Origin of the sequence: Microbacterium enclense (genome assembly GCF_001456955.1) — a bacterium.
GTDB lineage: Bacteria > Actinomycetota > Actinomycetes > Actinomycetales > Microbacteriaceae > Microbacterium > Microbacterium enclense.
Genome location: NZ_KQ758468.1, coordinates 216592 through 231650 on the forward strand (window position 1 = coordinate 216592; position 15059 = coordinate 231650).

11 protein-coding genes and 1 tRNA gene are annotated in these 15059 nt (G+C 70.8%); 9 read left to right on the top strand and 3 right to left on the bottom strand.

Annotated elements, in window-relative coordinates; all coding sequences use genetic code 11:
- Nucleotides 1–90 precede the first annotated feature (90 nt).
- Entirely contained in the window at nt 91–1698 is a 1608-nt protein-coding gene (gene serA / locus AS029_RS04405; RefSeq protein WP_058231381.1) for a phosphoglycerate dehydrogenase, read from the top strand.
- Between the two features lie 403 nt (nt 1699–2101).
- Here the strand turns inward: serA and AS029_RS04410 are convergent, their stop codons facing one another.
- Nucleotides 2102–2644 carry a TetR/AcrR family transcriptional regulator gene (locus tag AS029_RS04410; protein ID WP_058231382.1) on the bottom strand — a complete coding sequence of 181 codons (543 nt, stop codon included), beginning with the start codon at nt 2642–2644 and terminating at the stop codon, nt 2102–2104.
- A gap of 79 nt (nt 2645–2723) precedes the next feature.
- Here AS029_RS04410 and AS029_RS04415 point away from each other — a divergent pair, with 79 nt between their 5' ends.
- The 5 genes from AS029_RS04415 (at nt 2724) to AS029_RS04435 (ending at nt 8631) form a co-directional block, all read left to right on the top strand.
- On the top strand, nt 2724–4262 hold the full coding sequence (locus AS029_RS04415) for an MFS transporter (protein ID WP_058231383.1): 1539 nt from the start codon (nt 2724–2726) through the stop codon (nt 4260–4262).
- A 25-nt stretch (nt 4263–4287) separates the two neighbouring features.
- Nucleotides 4288–5337 carry a 3-isopropylmalate dehydrogenase gene (locus AS029_RS04420; protein WP_058231384.1) on the top strand — a complete coding sequence of 350 codons (1050 nt, stop codon included), beginning with the start codon at nt 4288–4290 and terminating at the stop codon, nt 5335–5337.
- A 53-nt stretch (nt 5338–5390) separates the two neighbouring features.
- The gene (locus AS029_RS04425) at nt 5391–6497 is read left to right on the top strand and encodes a branched-chain amino acid aminotransferase (protein WP_058231385.1); all 1107 of its coding nucleotides are present in this window, start codon (nt 5391–5393) and stop codon (nt 6495–6497) included.
- Between the two features lie 129 nt (nt 6498–6626).
- Nucleotides 6627–7394 carry a fumarylacetoacetate hydrolase family protein gene (locus AS029_RS04430; RefSeq protein WP_058231386.1) on the top strand — a complete coding sequence of 256 codons (768 nt, stop codon included), beginning with the start codon at nt 6627–6629 and terminating at the stop codon, nt 7392–7394.
- Nucleotides 7387–8631 carry an MFS transporter gene (locus AS029_RS04435; RefSeq protein WP_058231387.1) on the top strand — a complete coding sequence of 415 codons (1245 nt, stop codon included), beginning with the start codon at nt 7387–7389 and terminating at the stop codon, nt 8629–8631. Before AS029_RS04430 ends, AS029_RS04435 begins: the two co-directional genes overlap by 8 nt.
- Nucleotides 8632–9094: 463 nt before the next feature.
- Here the strand turns inward: AS029_RS04435 and AS029_RS04440 are convergent, their stop codons facing one another.
- Nucleotides 9095–10192, bottom strand: coding sequence for an aminotransferase class V-fold PLP-dependent enzyme (locus tag AS029_RS04440; RefSeq protein WP_058231388.1), 1098 nt, complete (start codon nt 10190–10192; stop codon nt 9095–9097).
- A gap of 80 nt (nt 10193–10272) precedes the next feature.
- Between AS029_RS04440 and AS029_RS04445 the strand changes: the two genes are divergently transcribed.
- The 3 genes from AS029_RS04445 (at nt 10273) to AS029_RS04455 (ending at nt 12923) form a co-directional block, all read left to right on the top strand.
- Entirely contained in the window at nt 10273–11229 is a 957-nt protein-coding gene (locus AS029_RS04445; protein WP_058231389.1) for a LysR family transcriptional regulator, read from the top strand.
- Between the two features lie 10 nt (nt 11230–11239).
- Nucleotides 11240–12748, top strand: coding sequence for a glutamate--tRNA ligase (gene gltX, locus AS029_RS04450; RefSeq protein ID WP_058231390.1), 1509 nt, complete (start codon nt 11240–11242; stop codon nt 12746–12748).
- Nucleotides 12749–12851: 103 nt separating this feature from the next.
- Nucleotides 12852–12923 (top strand) — tRNA-Gln (locus AS029_RS04455).
- 208 nt (nt 12924–13131) lie between these two features.
- Here the strand turns inward: AS029_RS04455 and AS029_RS04460 are convergent.
- On the bottom strand, nt 13132–14730 hold the full coding sequence (locus tag AS029_RS04460) for a hypothetical protein (RefSeq protein ID WP_139168015.1): 1599 nt from the start codon (nt 14728–14730) through the stop codon (nt 13132–13134).
- Nucleotides 14731–15059 lie beyond the last annotated feature (329 nt).

Sequence of the window (15059 nt, forward strand, 5' to 3'; positions counted from 1 at the left end):
GCAGACGGCCCGCACGGGTCGCGCGCCCGGTTCGCGCCGGCGGTGCGATGGTGCGCGGCAGTCCCCAGCACCGTTTCGAAGGACGCATCCGTGACGAAGCCCGTCGTGCTCATCGCCGAAGAACTCTCTCCCGCCACGATCGACGCGCTCGGCCCCGACTTCGACGTGCGAGGCGTCGACGGGACCGATCGCCCCGCACTGCTCTCGGCCCTGGCCGACGCGCACGCGGTGCTCGTGCGCTCGGCCACCCAGATCGACGCCGAGGCGCTGGCCGCCGCGCCGTCGCTCAAGGTCGTCGCCCGCGCCGGTGTCGGACTCGACAACGTCGACATCAAGTCGGCCACCGCGGCCGGCGTCATGGTCGTGAACGCCCCGACCTCGAACATAATCTCGGCCGCCGAGCTCACCGTCGGTCACGTCCTGAGCCTGGCGCGCCGCATCCCCGCCGCACACTCCTCGCTTGCACAGGGCCTGTGGAAGCGCAGCTCGTTCACCGGCACCGAGCTGTTCGAGAAGACCATCGGCATCATCGGCCTCGGCCGCATCGGTGCGCTGATCGCCGCTCGCCTGCAGGCGTTCGACATGCGCGTGATCGCGTACGACCCCTACGTCACCGCGGCTCGCGCACAGCAGCTCGGCGTGCAGCTGGTCTCGCTCGACGAGCTCCTCGAGCAGAGTGATTTCGTCACCATCCACATGCCGAAGACGCCCGAGACCACCGGCATGATCGGTGCGGAGCAGCTGCGCCGCATGAAGAACACCGCGTACGTGATCAACGTCGCCCGCGGCGGTCTCATCGACGAAGAGGCGCTCTTCGACGCCCTCACCACCGGCGAAATCGCGGGCGCCGGCCTCGACGTCTTCTCGACCGAGCCGCCCGCCGAGGGCGGTCCCGCCCGCAAGCTGCTCGACCTGCCGAACGTCGTCGTCACCCCGCACCTGGGTGCCAGCACCGAGGAGGCGCAAGAGAAGGCGGGCGTCTCGGTCGCTCGCTCCGTCAAGCTCGCGCTCGAGGGCGATCTCGTTCCGGATGCCGTGAACGTCGCCGGCGGCGCGATCGACCCCTTCGTCCGTCCCGGCATCGCGCTCGTCGAAATGCTCGGCCAGTTCTTCAGCGGTCTCGCCGACAGCGCCCTCACGAACCTCGACATCGAGGTGCGCGGTGAGCTCGCCGCGTACGACGTCAGCGTGTACCGCCTCGCGGCCCTCAAGGGATACTTCAGCCGCATCGTCAGCGAGAGCGTGTCGTACGTCAACGCTCCGCTGTTCGCCGAGCAGCGCGGCGTCGAGGCGCGCCTCGTCGTGGAGGCCGAGAGCCCGCTCTACCGCAACATCACGATCCTGCGCGGCACTCTCGCCGACGGCTCGACCCTCGAGGTCGCGGGCACGCTCGCCGGCACGCGCATGGTGCCCAAGGTCGTTTCGATCAACGGCTACGAGATCGAGGTGCCGATCGCGCAGCACCACGTCGTCATGCGATACGCCGACCGCCCCGGCATCGTCGCGATCTACGGCCAGAAGCTGGGAGACGCGGGCATCAACATCGCCGGTCTCCAGGTGGCGGCTCCGGATGCCACGGGTCGTGCGCTCTCGGTGCTCACGGTCGACTCGCCGGTGCCCGACGAGATCCTCGGCGCGATGCGCGAGGCCGTCGGTGCGGACCTGTTCCGTCAGATCGACATCGTCGACGAGGGCTGAGGCCCGAGGAGACGGGGGAGGGGGTCGCTGCGGCGGCCCCCTTCGTCGTTCGACGGCCGTCTGCCCTCTCGGGTTCGAAGCCCGTGCGCATGGTGAGTCGCGAGGGGGATGCCGCCGGGGCCGTGCGACCTTCCCGCAGCCGGGTGTCTTCTGCGCCGGGGCTCTCGTGGCGAGGATCTCGTTGCGGCGTGTCGTTGGTCGGAGGCCTGTCGCCTGCCGGGGGCTGTCGCCCGCGGAGTGGAGGTGATTCGGGCAGGGGAGGATGTCTCGGGCTCGGGCGGGCCTCCTGGCGCGGAAACTCCTCCCGCGCGGTCCACGCCCTCGGCCCGGCCCATGGCGGGCGGGATGCCGCGGTCGGCGGTCGAGAGGGAGCCGTGCCCGGATACCGAGCCGCGCGGGTGCGTCAGGTGGTCGCGGCGACGACGGCGGCGATGAGCCGGTCGAGGTCCGCGCCCTCGAGCTGCGGGCCGGGCACGGCGTTGAGGTCGAGCACTGCGTTGAAGTAGAGGCCGTCGCTGACCAGCAGCACCATCTGCAGCGCCGTTTCGTCGCGCGTGTGGGAGCGCAGGCTCTCCTCCCACAGCTCGCGAACGCGGCGGAGGGATGCCGAGGCGGCGTCGCTGCCGTTCTGCGCGAGGCGCGAGACGGCCAGGATCGTGACGTCGAGCGGTGAACCCGTGTTCTGCGACGACCGCAGGTGTGCGGCGACGACGCCCTCATCGGACCGCTCGATCTCGTCGACATCGTCTTGGGCGAGGCGTTCGAGCCGCTCGACGAGGGCTGCTTCGAGCGCGCTCTTCGAGTTGAAGTGGTACAGCAGCCCGCCCTTCGAGACACCGGCGGCGCGGGCGGTGGCGTCCATCGTCGCCGCGCGTTCGCCCTCGTCGACGAGGATGCGCGTGAAGGCGTCGAGGACGGCGTCGCGGGCGAGTGGGGGGCGGCTCATGGCTCCTCGATCGTACTGGTGGGGACCTGTGATCGTCTGATACTATACCGGCTGGACGGTTTAGAAACGGATCGCATCAATGCTCACCTCGTCGTTGCCCACTCAAGACATCGCCGTGACCCGCGCCGGGTGGCGCGGGTGGTTCGCGCTCGCGGTGCTGATGCTGCCGGTGCTGCTGGTCTCGGTCGACAACACCGTGCTCAGCTTCGCGCTGCCCGAGATCGCGCTCGACCTGCAGCCCTCCAGCATCGAGCAGCTCTGGATCATCGACGTCTACCCGCTGGTCCTCGCCGGTCTCCTGGTGACCATGGGAACCCTCGGCGACCGGTTCGGACGCAAGCGGATGCTGCTCATCGGCGCGACCGGCTTCGCCGCGGTCTCGGCTCTGTCGGCGTTCGCGCCCACGGCCGCCCTGCTGATCGCCGGCCGCGCGCTCATGGGCGTGTTCGGGGCGATGCTCATGCCGTCGACCCTGTCGCTGCTGCGCAGCATCTTCCGAGACCGCGACCAGCGTCGCTTCGCCATCGCCGTCTGGGCGTCGGGCTTCTCTGCCGGTGCCGCCCTCGGTCCCATCGTCGGGGGGTTCCTGCTCGAGCATTTCTCGTGGGGCTCGGTGTTCCTCATGGCGGTGCCCGTGCTGGTGCCGCTCCTCGTGCTCGCGCCCTTCTTCGTCCCCGAGAGCCGCGACCCGGCGCCCGGGCGTTTCGACCCGGTGAGCGTGCTGCTGTCGCTGGCCACGATGGTGCCGATCGTCTACGGCATCAAGAAGCTCGCGGTCGAGGGGCCGCTGTCCCTCGCTCCGGTGCTCTTCATCGTCGGCGTGGTGTTCGGCTGGCTGTTCGTGCGCCGCCAGCGTCGCATGGCGTCACCCATGCTCGACATGACGCTCTTCCAGCGCGGAACGTTCTCGGGGGCGATCCTGGTCAACCTGCTCAGCGTCGTGGGCCTCGTCGGCTTCCTCTACTTCGTCGCGCAGCACCTGCAGCTCGTGGTGGGACTGTCGCCCATGGCCGCCGGGTTCGCGCTCGTGCCGGGCCTCGCGCTCATGATCGTCGCGGGCCTGGCCGTCGTACCCGTCGCCAAGAGATTCGCGCCGCGGGTCGTCGTGCCCGTCGCCCTCTCCTTCTCGGTGGTCGCGTACGTGATGGTCGCCCTGTCCACCGCCGACCTCCTGCAGCTCATCGTCGCCTTCGCGCTGCTCGGCATCGGCATCGGCGCGGCCGAGACCGTGTCGAACGAGCTCATCCTCTCCAGCGCCCCGGCTGCCAAGGCCGGTGCGGCCAGCGCCGTGTCCGAGACCGCGTACGAGGTCGGCGCCGTGCTCGGCACGGCCGTGCTCGGCGGCATCCTCGCCGCGTTCTACCGGTCGCATCTGATTCTGCCCGCGGGTCTTTCCGAGGCGGCTGCGCAGTCATCGCGCGAGACCCTCGCCGGAGCCGTCGCCGTGTCGAACACGCTCGACGATGCCGCGCTGGCCGATGCGCTCCGTGCCGCGGCCGCGCACGCCTTCGATTCGGGGGTCGTGGTGACGGCGCTCATCGGGGCCGTGCTGATCGTCGTGGCCGGAGTGATCGCTGCCACTACCCTGGGAGGAACCCGCAGCACGTCGACGAAGTGACGTGCCCCGAGCTCTGAGGAGAGCGATGTCGCGTGTCGTGAAGTTGGCCGTCATCCCCGGTGACGGCATCGGTCCCGAGGTCGTCACCGAGGCCGTGAAGGTCCTCGACGCGGTCACCGCCGGGTCCGGTGTCACGTTCGAGAAGACGCCCTTCTCCCTCGGTGCTGGTCGTTACCTCGAGACCGGCGACACGCTCACCGACGACGACCTCGCGGCTATCGCCGGTCACGACGCGATCCTGCTCGGCGCCGTCGGGGGAGTGCCCGGCGACCCGCGGCTGAAAGACGCCAACATCGAGCGTGGTCTGCTGCTGAAGCTGCGCTTCGAACTCGACCACTACGTCAACCTGCGTCCCTCGAAGCTGTACCCGGGCGCCGCAGGTCCGCTCGCCGACCCGGGCGACATCGACTTCGTCGTCGTCCGCGAGGGCACCGAGGGCCCTTACGTCGGCAACGGCGGCGCCATCCGCCGCGGCACACCGCACGAGGTCGCGAACGAGACGTCCGTCAACACCGCCTACGGCGTCGAGCGCGTGGTCCGTTACGCCTTCGCCCTCGCCGAGCGCCGCCGCCACAAGCTCACGCTCGTGCACAAGACCAACGTGCTCGTGCACGCCGGCGGCATGTGGAAGCGGATCGTGGATGCAGTGGCATCCGAGTTCCCGGGGGTCGACGTAGACTACCTGCACGTCGACGCGGCAACCATCTTCCTGGTCACGAACCCGGGTCGCTTCGACGTGATCGTCACCGACAACCTCTTCGGCGACATCCTGACCGACTTGGCCGGCGCCGTCACCGGAGGCATCGGCCTCGCCGCATCGGGCAACATCAACCCCGACGGCGCGTTCCCCTCGATGTTCGAGCCCGTCCACGGTTCGGCGCCCGACATCGCGGGCACCCAGAAGGCCGACCCCACGGCCGCGATCCTCTCCGTCGCCCTCCTGCTCGATCACCTCGGGCTCACCGACGAAGCCGCCCGCGTCACCCGCGCGGTCGAGAACGACATCGCGAGCCGCAACGGCGACCGCACCACCGCGCAGATCGGTGACGCCATCGCCGACCGCGTCCAGGCGTAACCTGGACCGATCGGCCCGCATCGCCCCCGCGCACGAAGAGTTTTGGATCCCACATGACCACCATCGACACCGATCCCGACACCGGACTCGAGCCTCTCGAGTTCGCCGTCACCCGCAACCTCGCGGCCAAGAGCACGGCCGACCGCGACGCCATCCTCGCCAGCCCCGGCTTCGGACAGAGCTTCACCGACCACATGGTCGACATCTGCTGGTCCGTCCGCGGCGGCTGGCACCGCCCGCGCGTCTCGCCCTACGGCCCGATCTCGCTCGACCCTGCGGCCGCCGTGCTGCACTACGGCCAGGAGATCTTCGAGGGCATCAAGGCCTACCGCCACGCCGACGGCTCGGTGCACACGTTCCGCCCCGACCAGAACGGTCGTCGCCTGCAGCGCTCGGCGCGCCGGCTGGCGCTGCCCGAACTGCCGGTGCCCTACTTCCTGCAGTCGCTGCGCGAGCTCATCGCCGTCGACGGCGCGTGGGTTCCCTCGGGTGACGACCAGAGCCTGTACCTGCGCCCGTTCATGTTCGCCAAGGAAGCGTTCCTCGGCGTGCGGCCCGCGCACAAGGTGGCGTACTACCTCATCGCCAGCCCCGCCGGCGCGTACTTCAAGGGCGGCGTGAAGCCCGTGTCGATCTGGCTCAGCGAGGACTACTCGCGTGCCGGCAAGGGCGGCACGGGTGCGGCCAAGACCGGCGGCAACTACGCCGCCAGCCTGTTGCCGCAGTCGGAGGCCTACGAGAACGAGTGCGACCAGGTCGTCTTCCTCGACCAGGACCGCAACGTCGAAGAGCTCGGCGGCATGAACGTCGTGTTCGTCTACAAAGACGGCACCATCGTCACCCCGCAGTCCGATTCGATCCTCGAGGGCATCACGCGCGACTCGCTCCTGCAGCTCGCCCGCGACCGCGGACACCACGTCGAGGGACGCAACGTCTCGCTGACGGAGTGGCGCGAGGGCGTGGCATCCGGAGACATCGTCGAGGTGTTCGCCTGCGGCACGGCCGCGGTGGTCACCCCGATCGGCACGCTCAAGGGCCGCGACTTCATCGACGAGCAGCCCAGCGGGACGCTCGCCTTCGAACTGCGCGAAGAGCTCACGAACATCCAATACGGCCGCGCCGAAGACAAGCACGGCTGGCTGTACCGCCTCGACGCCTGATCGTCGGTGCGCACGCACGGAGGGGCTCCCGGATGCCGGGGGCTCCTCCGTTCTTGTTCGCGCGAAGGTCGCATCAGCCGCATGTGAGCGAGCAAGACGGCCCCGGGACCCCGCGGATAGGCTGACAGGGTGAAGATCGCTCGATTCAGCCACCAGGATGCCATCCGCTACGGAATCGTCGACGACGGCGAGCTCGTGGTGCTCGCCGGCGACCCGATGTTCGCCGGCTACGAGACCACGGGGGAGCGCGTGCCCCTGACGGAGGTCGCTCTGCTCGCCCCGGTGATCCCGCGGTCCAAGGTCGTGTGCATCGGCAAGAACTACCGCGATCACGCCGCCGAGATGGGCGGCGAAGCACCGGCCGAGCCGCTGATGTTCCTCAAGCCCAACACGTCGGTGATCGGCCCGGGCGACGCGATCGTGCGGCCCACTCGCCTCAGCTCGCACACCGACTACGAGGGAGAACTGGCCGTCGTCATCGGGCGGGTCGCGAAGAACGTGCCGGCGGAGCGCGCCGGCGAGTACATCTTCGGCTACACCGTCGCCAACGACGTCACGGCCCGCGATCTGCAGCGCGCCGACGGACAGTGGTCGCGCGCCAAGGGCTTCGACACGTTCTGCCCCATCGGTCCGGTCATCGAGACCGACCTCGACCTCGACGCTGCCGTCATCACGACGCGCGTCAACGGCGAGGTGCGGCAGAACGGTCCGGTGTCGGACATGATCCATGGCATCCCGGCTCTCATCGCGTACGCCTCGGCGGTCTTCACGCTTCTGCCGGGCGACCTGCTGCTCACCGGCACGCCGGCGGGCATCGGATCCTTCGAAGCGGGCGACGCGATCGACATCGAGATCGCCGGCATCGGGGTTCTGCGCAACGTCGCGCGCGATGCCTGACACCCCGGCGGCGCCCGCGGGCGTCGACCTCGTCACCACGCAGCGCCGTACCGTGAGGGTCCTCGCGGCGGGACAGGTGCTCAGCGGCGTCGCCTTCGGGTCGACCCTGTCGCTGGGGGCGCTGCTGGCCGCCGACCTCTCGGGCGAGGAGTCGCTGTCGGGGTTCGCCACGGCTGCGGTGACGCTCGGGGCGGCCCTGACGGCGATCCCCCTGGCGCGACTCGCCTCACGCCGCGGCCGTCGCCGCGCCCTCACGACCGGAAACGTCGCTGCGCTCACCGGTATCGCCCTCGTCGTGACCGCGGCGGGGGCGCGTTCGTTCCCGCTCCTGCTCGCCGGCATCGCCCTCATCGGCGCGGGCAACGCGGCGACCCTGCATTCGCGGTTCGCCGCCACCGATCTCGCGACGACGGCGCGGCGGGGCCGCGACCTCGCGACCGTGGTGTGGGCCACCACGGTCGGCGGTGTCGTCGGGCCTCTGCTCTTGGCGCCGGGGGAGCTGCTCGGCGCGAGCATCGGGATGCCGCGACTCACCGGCGCCTACCTGTTCTCGCTGCTGGCGCAGGCGGGCGCGTTCGCGCTCTACGCGCTCGTGCTGCGCCCCGACCCACTTCTCCTGGCGCAGCGACTCGCGCGAGACGAGACTTCGGCCGCGACTCCCACCGTCGATGTCGACAGACCCGAGCTCGCCCGCTTCGCCGTCCTCGCGGTCGCCTCCTCGCACGTCACGATGGCGGCGGTGATGGCGATGACCCCGGTGCATCTGTCGCACATCGTGGCTCCGGATGCCGTGACCCTCGCGGTGGGCACCACCATCGCCCTGCACGTGTTCGGCATGTACGGACTGTCGCCGGTGTTCGGGGTCCTCGCCGACCGGGTCGGCCGGATCGCCGTCATCCTGCTCGGGCAGCTGCTTCTGGCCGGCGCGCTGGTCACCGCCGCGGTCTTCACCGATGCGCAGGCGGGTGTCCTCGTCGCCCTCGTGCTGCTCGGGCTCGGCTGGAGCGCCGCGACCGTCGCCGGCTCCGCGCTGCTCACCGAGGCGACGCCGCTCGCGTCGCGCCCGCGTCGCCAGGGCCGCAGCGACACGATCATGACGGCGTCGGCCGCCGTCGGGTCCGTGCTCGCGGGGGTCATCCTCGGGGAGTTCGGCTATGCAGGCCTCGCGCTCTGGGCGTTCGTCCCGGTCGCGGTGGTCTGTCTCGGTGCCGGCGCGGTCCGCGCGACGCGCGTCTGACCGGGTCGCGACGGTCGGCGTCGACCGGCCGCGCGGCCGGGGCGGCGCGGGTGTCGGTCGGAGCCTCGCCGCCGAGTGCGTGCCGCGCTCCGGAGGATCGGCGCCGACGGCTGCTCCGGTTGCGCTGGTGCTGCCGAGACCCGCGCAGATGTCCGGAGCCCGGCACGGGCGGCGCGGTTCACGACGAGAAGCTCAGGGCGGAGCGGCGGCGGGGCGGCGGTTCCAGGAGCGCGCAGCGCGCGGCCCCCGTCGGCCTCGTCGTTGAAGGCGTGGGGCGCCACGCGGTGGGGGTCTCGACCGTCGAGTGCGTGCCGCGCTCCGGAGAATCGGAGTTGACGGCTGCTCCGGTTGCGCTGATGCTGCCGAGACCCGCGCAAATGTCCGGAGCCCAGCACGGGCGGCGCGGCCGAGACCAAGGAGATCGGGACGCGCGCAACGCCAGAGCCCGGCACGGGCGACCGGCTCAGATCGAGTAGCTCAGGGCGACCGGAGCGGCGGCGGGGACGGCGGCGGCGGGGACGGCCGTGCCGAGAGCGCGCAGCGCGCGGTCCACGTCGGCGTCGTCGTTGAACACGTGGAACGCCACGCGGGCGCGACCGGCGCGTCCCGACGCCGTGATGCCGTGCGCCGCCAGCTGCGCGAGCGCGTCCCCCGTGGCATCCGGCCAGGTGACGATCGCCGATGGACGCGCCGGTTGCGCGAGGCCGAGGCCCACGCGGAAGCGCGCCGCCAACCCGGTCGCCTGCGCGTACGACGCGGTGATGTCGGCGTCGGCGAAGAGCTTGAGGGCGGGGGCGGCCCCGACGAACGCCTGCCACGCGGGCGAGACGTCGAAGCGGCGGGCGTCGGCCGCGAGCGCGCCACCGGTGCCGTAGCACGACGACCACGGGTCGTCGCCGGAGTACCAGCCGGCCTGCACCGGGCGCAGCGACCGTGCGAAATCGGGCCGCACGGTGAGGAAGCCGACGCCGCGGGGGCAGCACAGCCATTTGTACGCGTGGCAGACGGTGGCGTCGAAGAGCGTCGCGTCGACCGGCAGCCAGCCGGCGGCCTGGGTGAGGTCGCAGAGCGTCCGGGCGCCGGCGCGGACGGCGGCGGCGGCGACACCCGCGGCATCCGCCACCTCGCCGGTGGCCGACTGCACGAGCGAGAACGCGACGAGCCAGGTGTCGGTCGACACGGCGTCGGCCAGGTCTGCGAGCGGCGCCGTGCGCAGGCGGATGCCACGGTCGGCGCGGGCGAACGGAGCGACGAGGGAGGCGAAGTCCCCCTCGGGGCACAGCACCTCGGCGCCATCGGGCACCGAAGCGGCGATGAGCGAGACCATGACCGACGTCTGCGACGCGATGGCCACCTCGCCGACGGGGGAGCGCACCAGGCGCGCGTAGGCCGCCCGGGCGTCCTCGACGGCGCGCGTCGCGGCGGCGACGTCGGGGCGTCCGGATGCCGCGGCATCCAGATCCGCTCGGATCGCGCGGACCGTGGCACGCGACGGAAGGCCGACGGTGCAGGCGGCGAGGTAGTCGCGGCCACCGGCGAAGTGCGAGGCGAGGCTGCTCATGCATCTACCGTCGCGGCTGGCGGTGCATTGCACCAGACCAGGTGTTGCATGAGAAGCATTGCCTCTGATTATGTATTCGCGTGACGGATGCCGATGACGACCTCGACGCCCACTCGCTCCGGGTCGTGAAAGCCATCGCCGACACGGGGTCGATCACGGCCGCGGCCCGTGCGCTGGGCTACAGCCAGCCCGCGGTCAGCCAGCAGGTGCGACGCCTCGAACGGCGGGCGGGGATGCCGATCGTCGAGCGCGTCGGACGCGGAGTGCGCCTCACGGAGGCGGGGCGCGTGCTGGCTCGCCACGCCGCGGCGGTGACGACGGCGCTGGATGCCGCGGCGGGCGACCTCGCCGAGCTCCGGGGCCTTCGCGCCGGGCGCATCCGCATCGCCGCGTTCCCCTCCGCCTCGTCGACGGTGGTCCCGCGCGTCATCGCGGCCGTCTCTGCGCGTCGTCCCGGCGTCTCGATCAGCTTCGTCGAGGCCGAGCCGCCGGAGGCGATCCTGGCCGTGCGCGAGGACCGCGCCGACATCGCCCTCACCTACAGCTACCCCGGCGACCGTCGCGAGCTCGATCTGGCCGCCACCGGGCTCTCGGTCCGTGCCGTCGGCGGCGACGACACCGTTCTGGTGTTGCCGGTCGACCACCCGGCCGCCGAGGGCCCCATCGACCTGGCGCGCCTCGCGGCGGAGCGCTGGATCGCCGGCTGCCCCCAGTGCCGCGGCCACCTGCTCGAAGCGTGCGCTCGCGCCGGATTCGTGCCCGACATCGCGTTCGAGACCGACAACTACATCGCCGTGGAGAACCTCGTCGCCCAGGGCGTGGGGGTGGCTATCCTGCCGCGCATGGCCGTGGCATCCTTCCCCCTCCTCACCGGGATCGCGGCCCCTCGTCTTCCGGATGCCGAGGCTCGCACGCTGCACGTGGTCACCGCCCGCGGCGCCGAGAACGTGCCCGCCGTCGGGGTCGCGCTCACGGTGATCGACGAGGTGCTCGCCGAGTATCCCCTCCCCTCGGGGCGGGGGAGCGCCCGCCGGTAGGATCGAGGGGATGTCTGCCACGCCCGATCCCCGCACCACGACCGCCTCCGGCGCCGACGTTCGCGTCCGCTTCTGCCCGTCTCCGACGGGCCTGCCGCACGTGGGTCTCATCCGCACCGTCCTGTTCAACTGGGCCTATGCCCGGCACAACGGCGGCAAACTCGTCTTCCGCATCGAAGACACCGACGCCGCGCGCGACAGCGAAGAGAGCTACCAGCAGCTCCTCGACGCGCTGCGGTGGATGAACATCGACTGGGACGAGGGCGTCGAGGTCGGCGGCCCGCACGCGCCGTACCGGCAGTCGCAGCGCCACGAGCTGTACCGCGAGGTGCTCGACAAGCTCGTCGCGGCCGGCGCCGTCTACGAGAGTTACTCGACCGCCGAAGAGATCGACGCCCGCAACGAGGCCAACGGGCGCGCGAAGCAGCTCGGCTACGACAACTACGACCGCGACCTCACCGACGAGCAGAAGGCCGCCTTCCGCGCCGAGGGACGCCAGCCCGCGTGGCGCCTGCGCGTGCCCGATCACGACCTGAGCTACGACGATCTGATCCGCGGCGAGGTCACCTTCCCCGCGGGATCGTTCCCCGACTTCGTGCTCGTGCGCGCCGGGGGAGTGCCGCTGTACCCCTTCGTGAACCCGGTCGATGACGCTCTCATGGGCATCACCCACGTCATCCGCGGCGAAGACCTGATGCCCTCGACCGCGCGCCAGCTCGCGCTGTACTCCGCCCTGGTGGATGCCGGGGTCACGACGTTCATCCCGCGCTTCGGCCACATGCCGCTGGTGCTGGGCGAGACCGGCAACAAGAAGCTGTCGAAGCGCGACCCGCAGGCCGACCTGTTCCTGCAGCGCGAGAAGGGCTTCATCCACGAGGGGCTGCTCAACTATCTGTCGCTGCTCGGCTGGTCGCTCGCGAGCGACCGCGACGTCTTCTCGCTCGACGAGATGATCGCCGCGTTCGACATCGCCGACGTCAACCCGAACCCCGCGCGCTTCGACCAGAAGAAGGCCGAGGCGATCAACGGCGACCACATCCGCATGCTGGATGCCGACGACTTCGCGGCCCGCATCGTCCCCTACCTCGCGGGCGCGGGGTACATCGCCGAGCAACCGTCCGACGAGCACCGCGCGATCATCGCTGCCGCCGCCCCTCTCGTGCAGGAGCGCGTGCAGCTGCTCGGCGAGGTGCCGGGCATGCTCGGTTTCCTCTTCGTCTCCGACGTGGACTACGCCGAAGACGCGCTCAAGGGGCTGCCCGCCAACGCAGCCGAGGTGCTCACGGCATCGGTCCGAGCGCTCGAGGGCGTCGACGAGTTCACCGCCGCCGGCGTGCAGGAGGCCCTCTCGACCGCGCTCGTCGACGAGCTGGGCCTCAAGCCCCGCGTCGCCTACGGGCCGCCGCGCGTCGCGCTCACCGGCCGTCGCGTGTCGCCGCCGCTGTTCGAGTCGATGGAGCTGCTCGGCAAAGACGAGACGCTCAAGCGTTTGAGCGCGCTGGTGGCGCACCTCGGCTGAGGCCGGCTGCACGGCGAGCGACGCGCGCGGGCGGGGCTTGATTTGGCAGGCGCCCCGCTCTCACGTAAGCTTGATCCTCGGCACGAGTTACGGCTCACCGCCTTGGGGTATGGTGTAATTGGCAACACGGCGGTTTCTGGTTCCGTTGTTCTTGGTTCGAGTCCAGGTACCCCAGCACAACGAAAAGCCCCGGTCATCACGCACAGCGTGACAGGCCGGGGTTTTCGTTTCGGTGCCGGCGATGTCGAGCCGTCAGGCGCGGAACGTGCCGGCTTCGCGAACGCGTTCGCCATGCCAGATGCCCACCTTCGCCGCCCGCTCCCCACAGCGATGCCCGCCGCCCCGCGTCAGACGCGAGGCGGCGAGCGCCCGGCCTCAGAGTGTCAGCCGATCGTGGCGGTGGCTGCGCTGGTCTTCGCCAGGGTCGTGTAGCCCGTCTTGGTGCCCGTGACCTTGACGGTGATGCGCTTGCCCTTGTCGGACGAGGTCAGCTTGTAGGTGCTCGAGGTCGCCCCCGAGATGGCGACGCCGTTACGCGCCCACTGATAACTCAGTGCGACGGGCGCCGGGGCCCAGGTGCCGGCGCGCGCGGTCAGGGTGTAGCCCACCTTGGTCGTGCCGGTGATGGTGGGCGTCGCGCCGCTGAGCGTCCCCTTCGCCACCACGGCCGTGGGGGCGCTCGTCTTGCGCGCGGGGGAGTAGCCGGGTTTCGTCGCGCTGACGGCGACGGTGATCTGCGTGCCCACGTCGGCAGCCCCGACGGTGTAGGTCGTGCCCTTCGCGCCGGAGATGTAGCTGCCGTTGCCGCGCATCCACTGATAGGTGAGGGTGGTGCCTTCGTCCCACGTGCCCGGGTTCACGGTGAGCGTCGAGCCGACCTGCGCGGTGCCTGTGATCTTGGGCGTCGGCATCTGGGTAAGAAGCGGGAGCTGATAGGTGGAGAGCTTCATCACGTAGTCGCCGACGCTGAAGTTCCAGCCGCCGATCTGGATGAAGTAGGTCTTGCCGGGTTCCACGGCGAAGTCGACATAGGCATTCGCGCGGTCGTACGAGCCAGGCCCGCTGCTGTCGTTCTCTCCTTGTGCGACGCAGCCGATCCGCGTGGTCGGCCGCGATCCGTCGGACGCCCACACCACGGCATCCGCGTTGTAGTAACTTTCGCGGAAGTCGGCGCGGATCCCCGTCGTCGACGTGGCGACGTATTTGTACCACCGGGTTCCCAGCATCGTGACGAAGGGGAGGTCACATGAGCCGTAGTACGGCTCGTACCAGTTGTTGTCGACCTTCGCGATCGACCCCGTCACCGTGCTCGGCACCGAGACGGAGGAAGCCGTCGCGGGCGACAGGTTGGAGAGGGGCGCGCTGGCGCGGATCCACAGCGACGCGGTATCGGTGGATGCCGCGTTGTACGCGTCGTCGGTCACCTGGAACAGGTAGGTGGTCCCCGCCTTCGCCTGCAGGTGGTTCTCGTCGCGGAAACCGGTCTCCGTACAACTGATGCGGGTGAGGCTGCTCATCGCCGCTGCGGCGTAAGCGATGACCATGCTCTCTCGGCCGTCGACTCCGCCGCCGAACGACAGCGTCTGAGCGACCGGCGACGTGTACGAGTACCAGGTCGATCGCTCGCCGTCGGTGAAGTACTCCGTCGAGTCGGGGTCGGTCGTACGGCAGGTGGCCGGTTCGTCCGCCTCCAGCGTCGCGCCCCCGAACGGTTGCCGCGAGACGTCGAACGGCAGCGACGTCACCTTCGTGGCATTCGCCAGCAGGTCGTTGGCGGGTGCCGCAGCTGCGGAGAAGAGACGGTTCGGCGAGGCCGGCGTCGACTGCTCGGTCCGTGACTGCGCCCGCTCGTCGGCGGTGTGCCAACGGCCCGCCGTCGTCGACGGATCCTCGTCGCCCGGATCGGCTGCCGCGTGCGCGGCGCCGGCCCCCGTGAGCCCTATCGCCACGGCGAGCGACAGCGTGCAGGCCAGCGAACGCATGGCGCGATGAATGAACACGATGAATACCCCCATTGCCGCGCTCGAGCGCGGATCGTCGGATGCCACCGGCTCGCGTGACGTCGCCCCACGCCCCCCGTGGAGCGCGACTCGCGACACTGCGAGCGGCGACCGGGCTCGGTGCCGTCGCAGAGAGATCGAGCGCGGCACTCCTCGACCCCCCGGGACTTCGCTCATCAAAGCACGGTGGACAGGGAGGGGCAACACAGGCGCGGCGCAGTGAGCGTGACCCGGTACCGGGTGTTCTCGTCCGGCGGGTGCTCTCACCCGGGCTCGTGTGCGGGGCGGATCGACGTCGCAGGGCCGACAAT

Bases quoted from the DNA above. Each gene is read 5' to 3' on its own strand.
- AS029_RS04410 (WP_058231382.1), bottom strand. From the start codon at position 2,644: ATGAGCCGCCCCCCACTCGCCCGCGACGCCGTCCTCGACGCCTTCACG.
- AS029_RS04460 (WP_139168015.1), bottom strand. From the start codon at position 14,730: ATGCGTTCGCTGGCCTGCACGCTGTCGCTCGCCGTGGCGATAGGGCTC.
- AS029_RS04415 (WP_058231383.1), top strand. From the start codon at position 2,724: ATGCTCACCTCGTCGTTGCCCACTCAAGACATCGCCGTGACCCGCGCC.
- AS029_RS04435 (WP_058231387.1), top strand. From the start codon at position 7,387: ATGCCTGACACCCCGGCGGCGCCCGCGGGCGTCGACCTCGTCACCACG.
- AS029_RS04420 (WP_058231384.1), top strand. From the start codon at position 4,288: ATGTCGCGTGTCGTGAAGTTGGCCGTCATCCCCGGTGACGGCATCGGT.
- AS029_RS04440 (WP_058231388.1), bottom strand. From the start codon at position 10,192: ATGAGCAGCCTCGCCTCGCACTTCGCCGGTGGCCGCGACTACCTCGCC.
- AS029_RS04425 (WP_058231385.1), top strand. From the start codon at position 5,391: ATGACCACCATCGACACCGATCCCGACACCGGACTCGAGCCTCTCGAG.
- gltX (WP_058231390.1), top strand. From the start codon at position 11,240: ATGTCTGCCACGCCCGATCCCCGCACCACGACCGCCTCCGGCGCCGAC.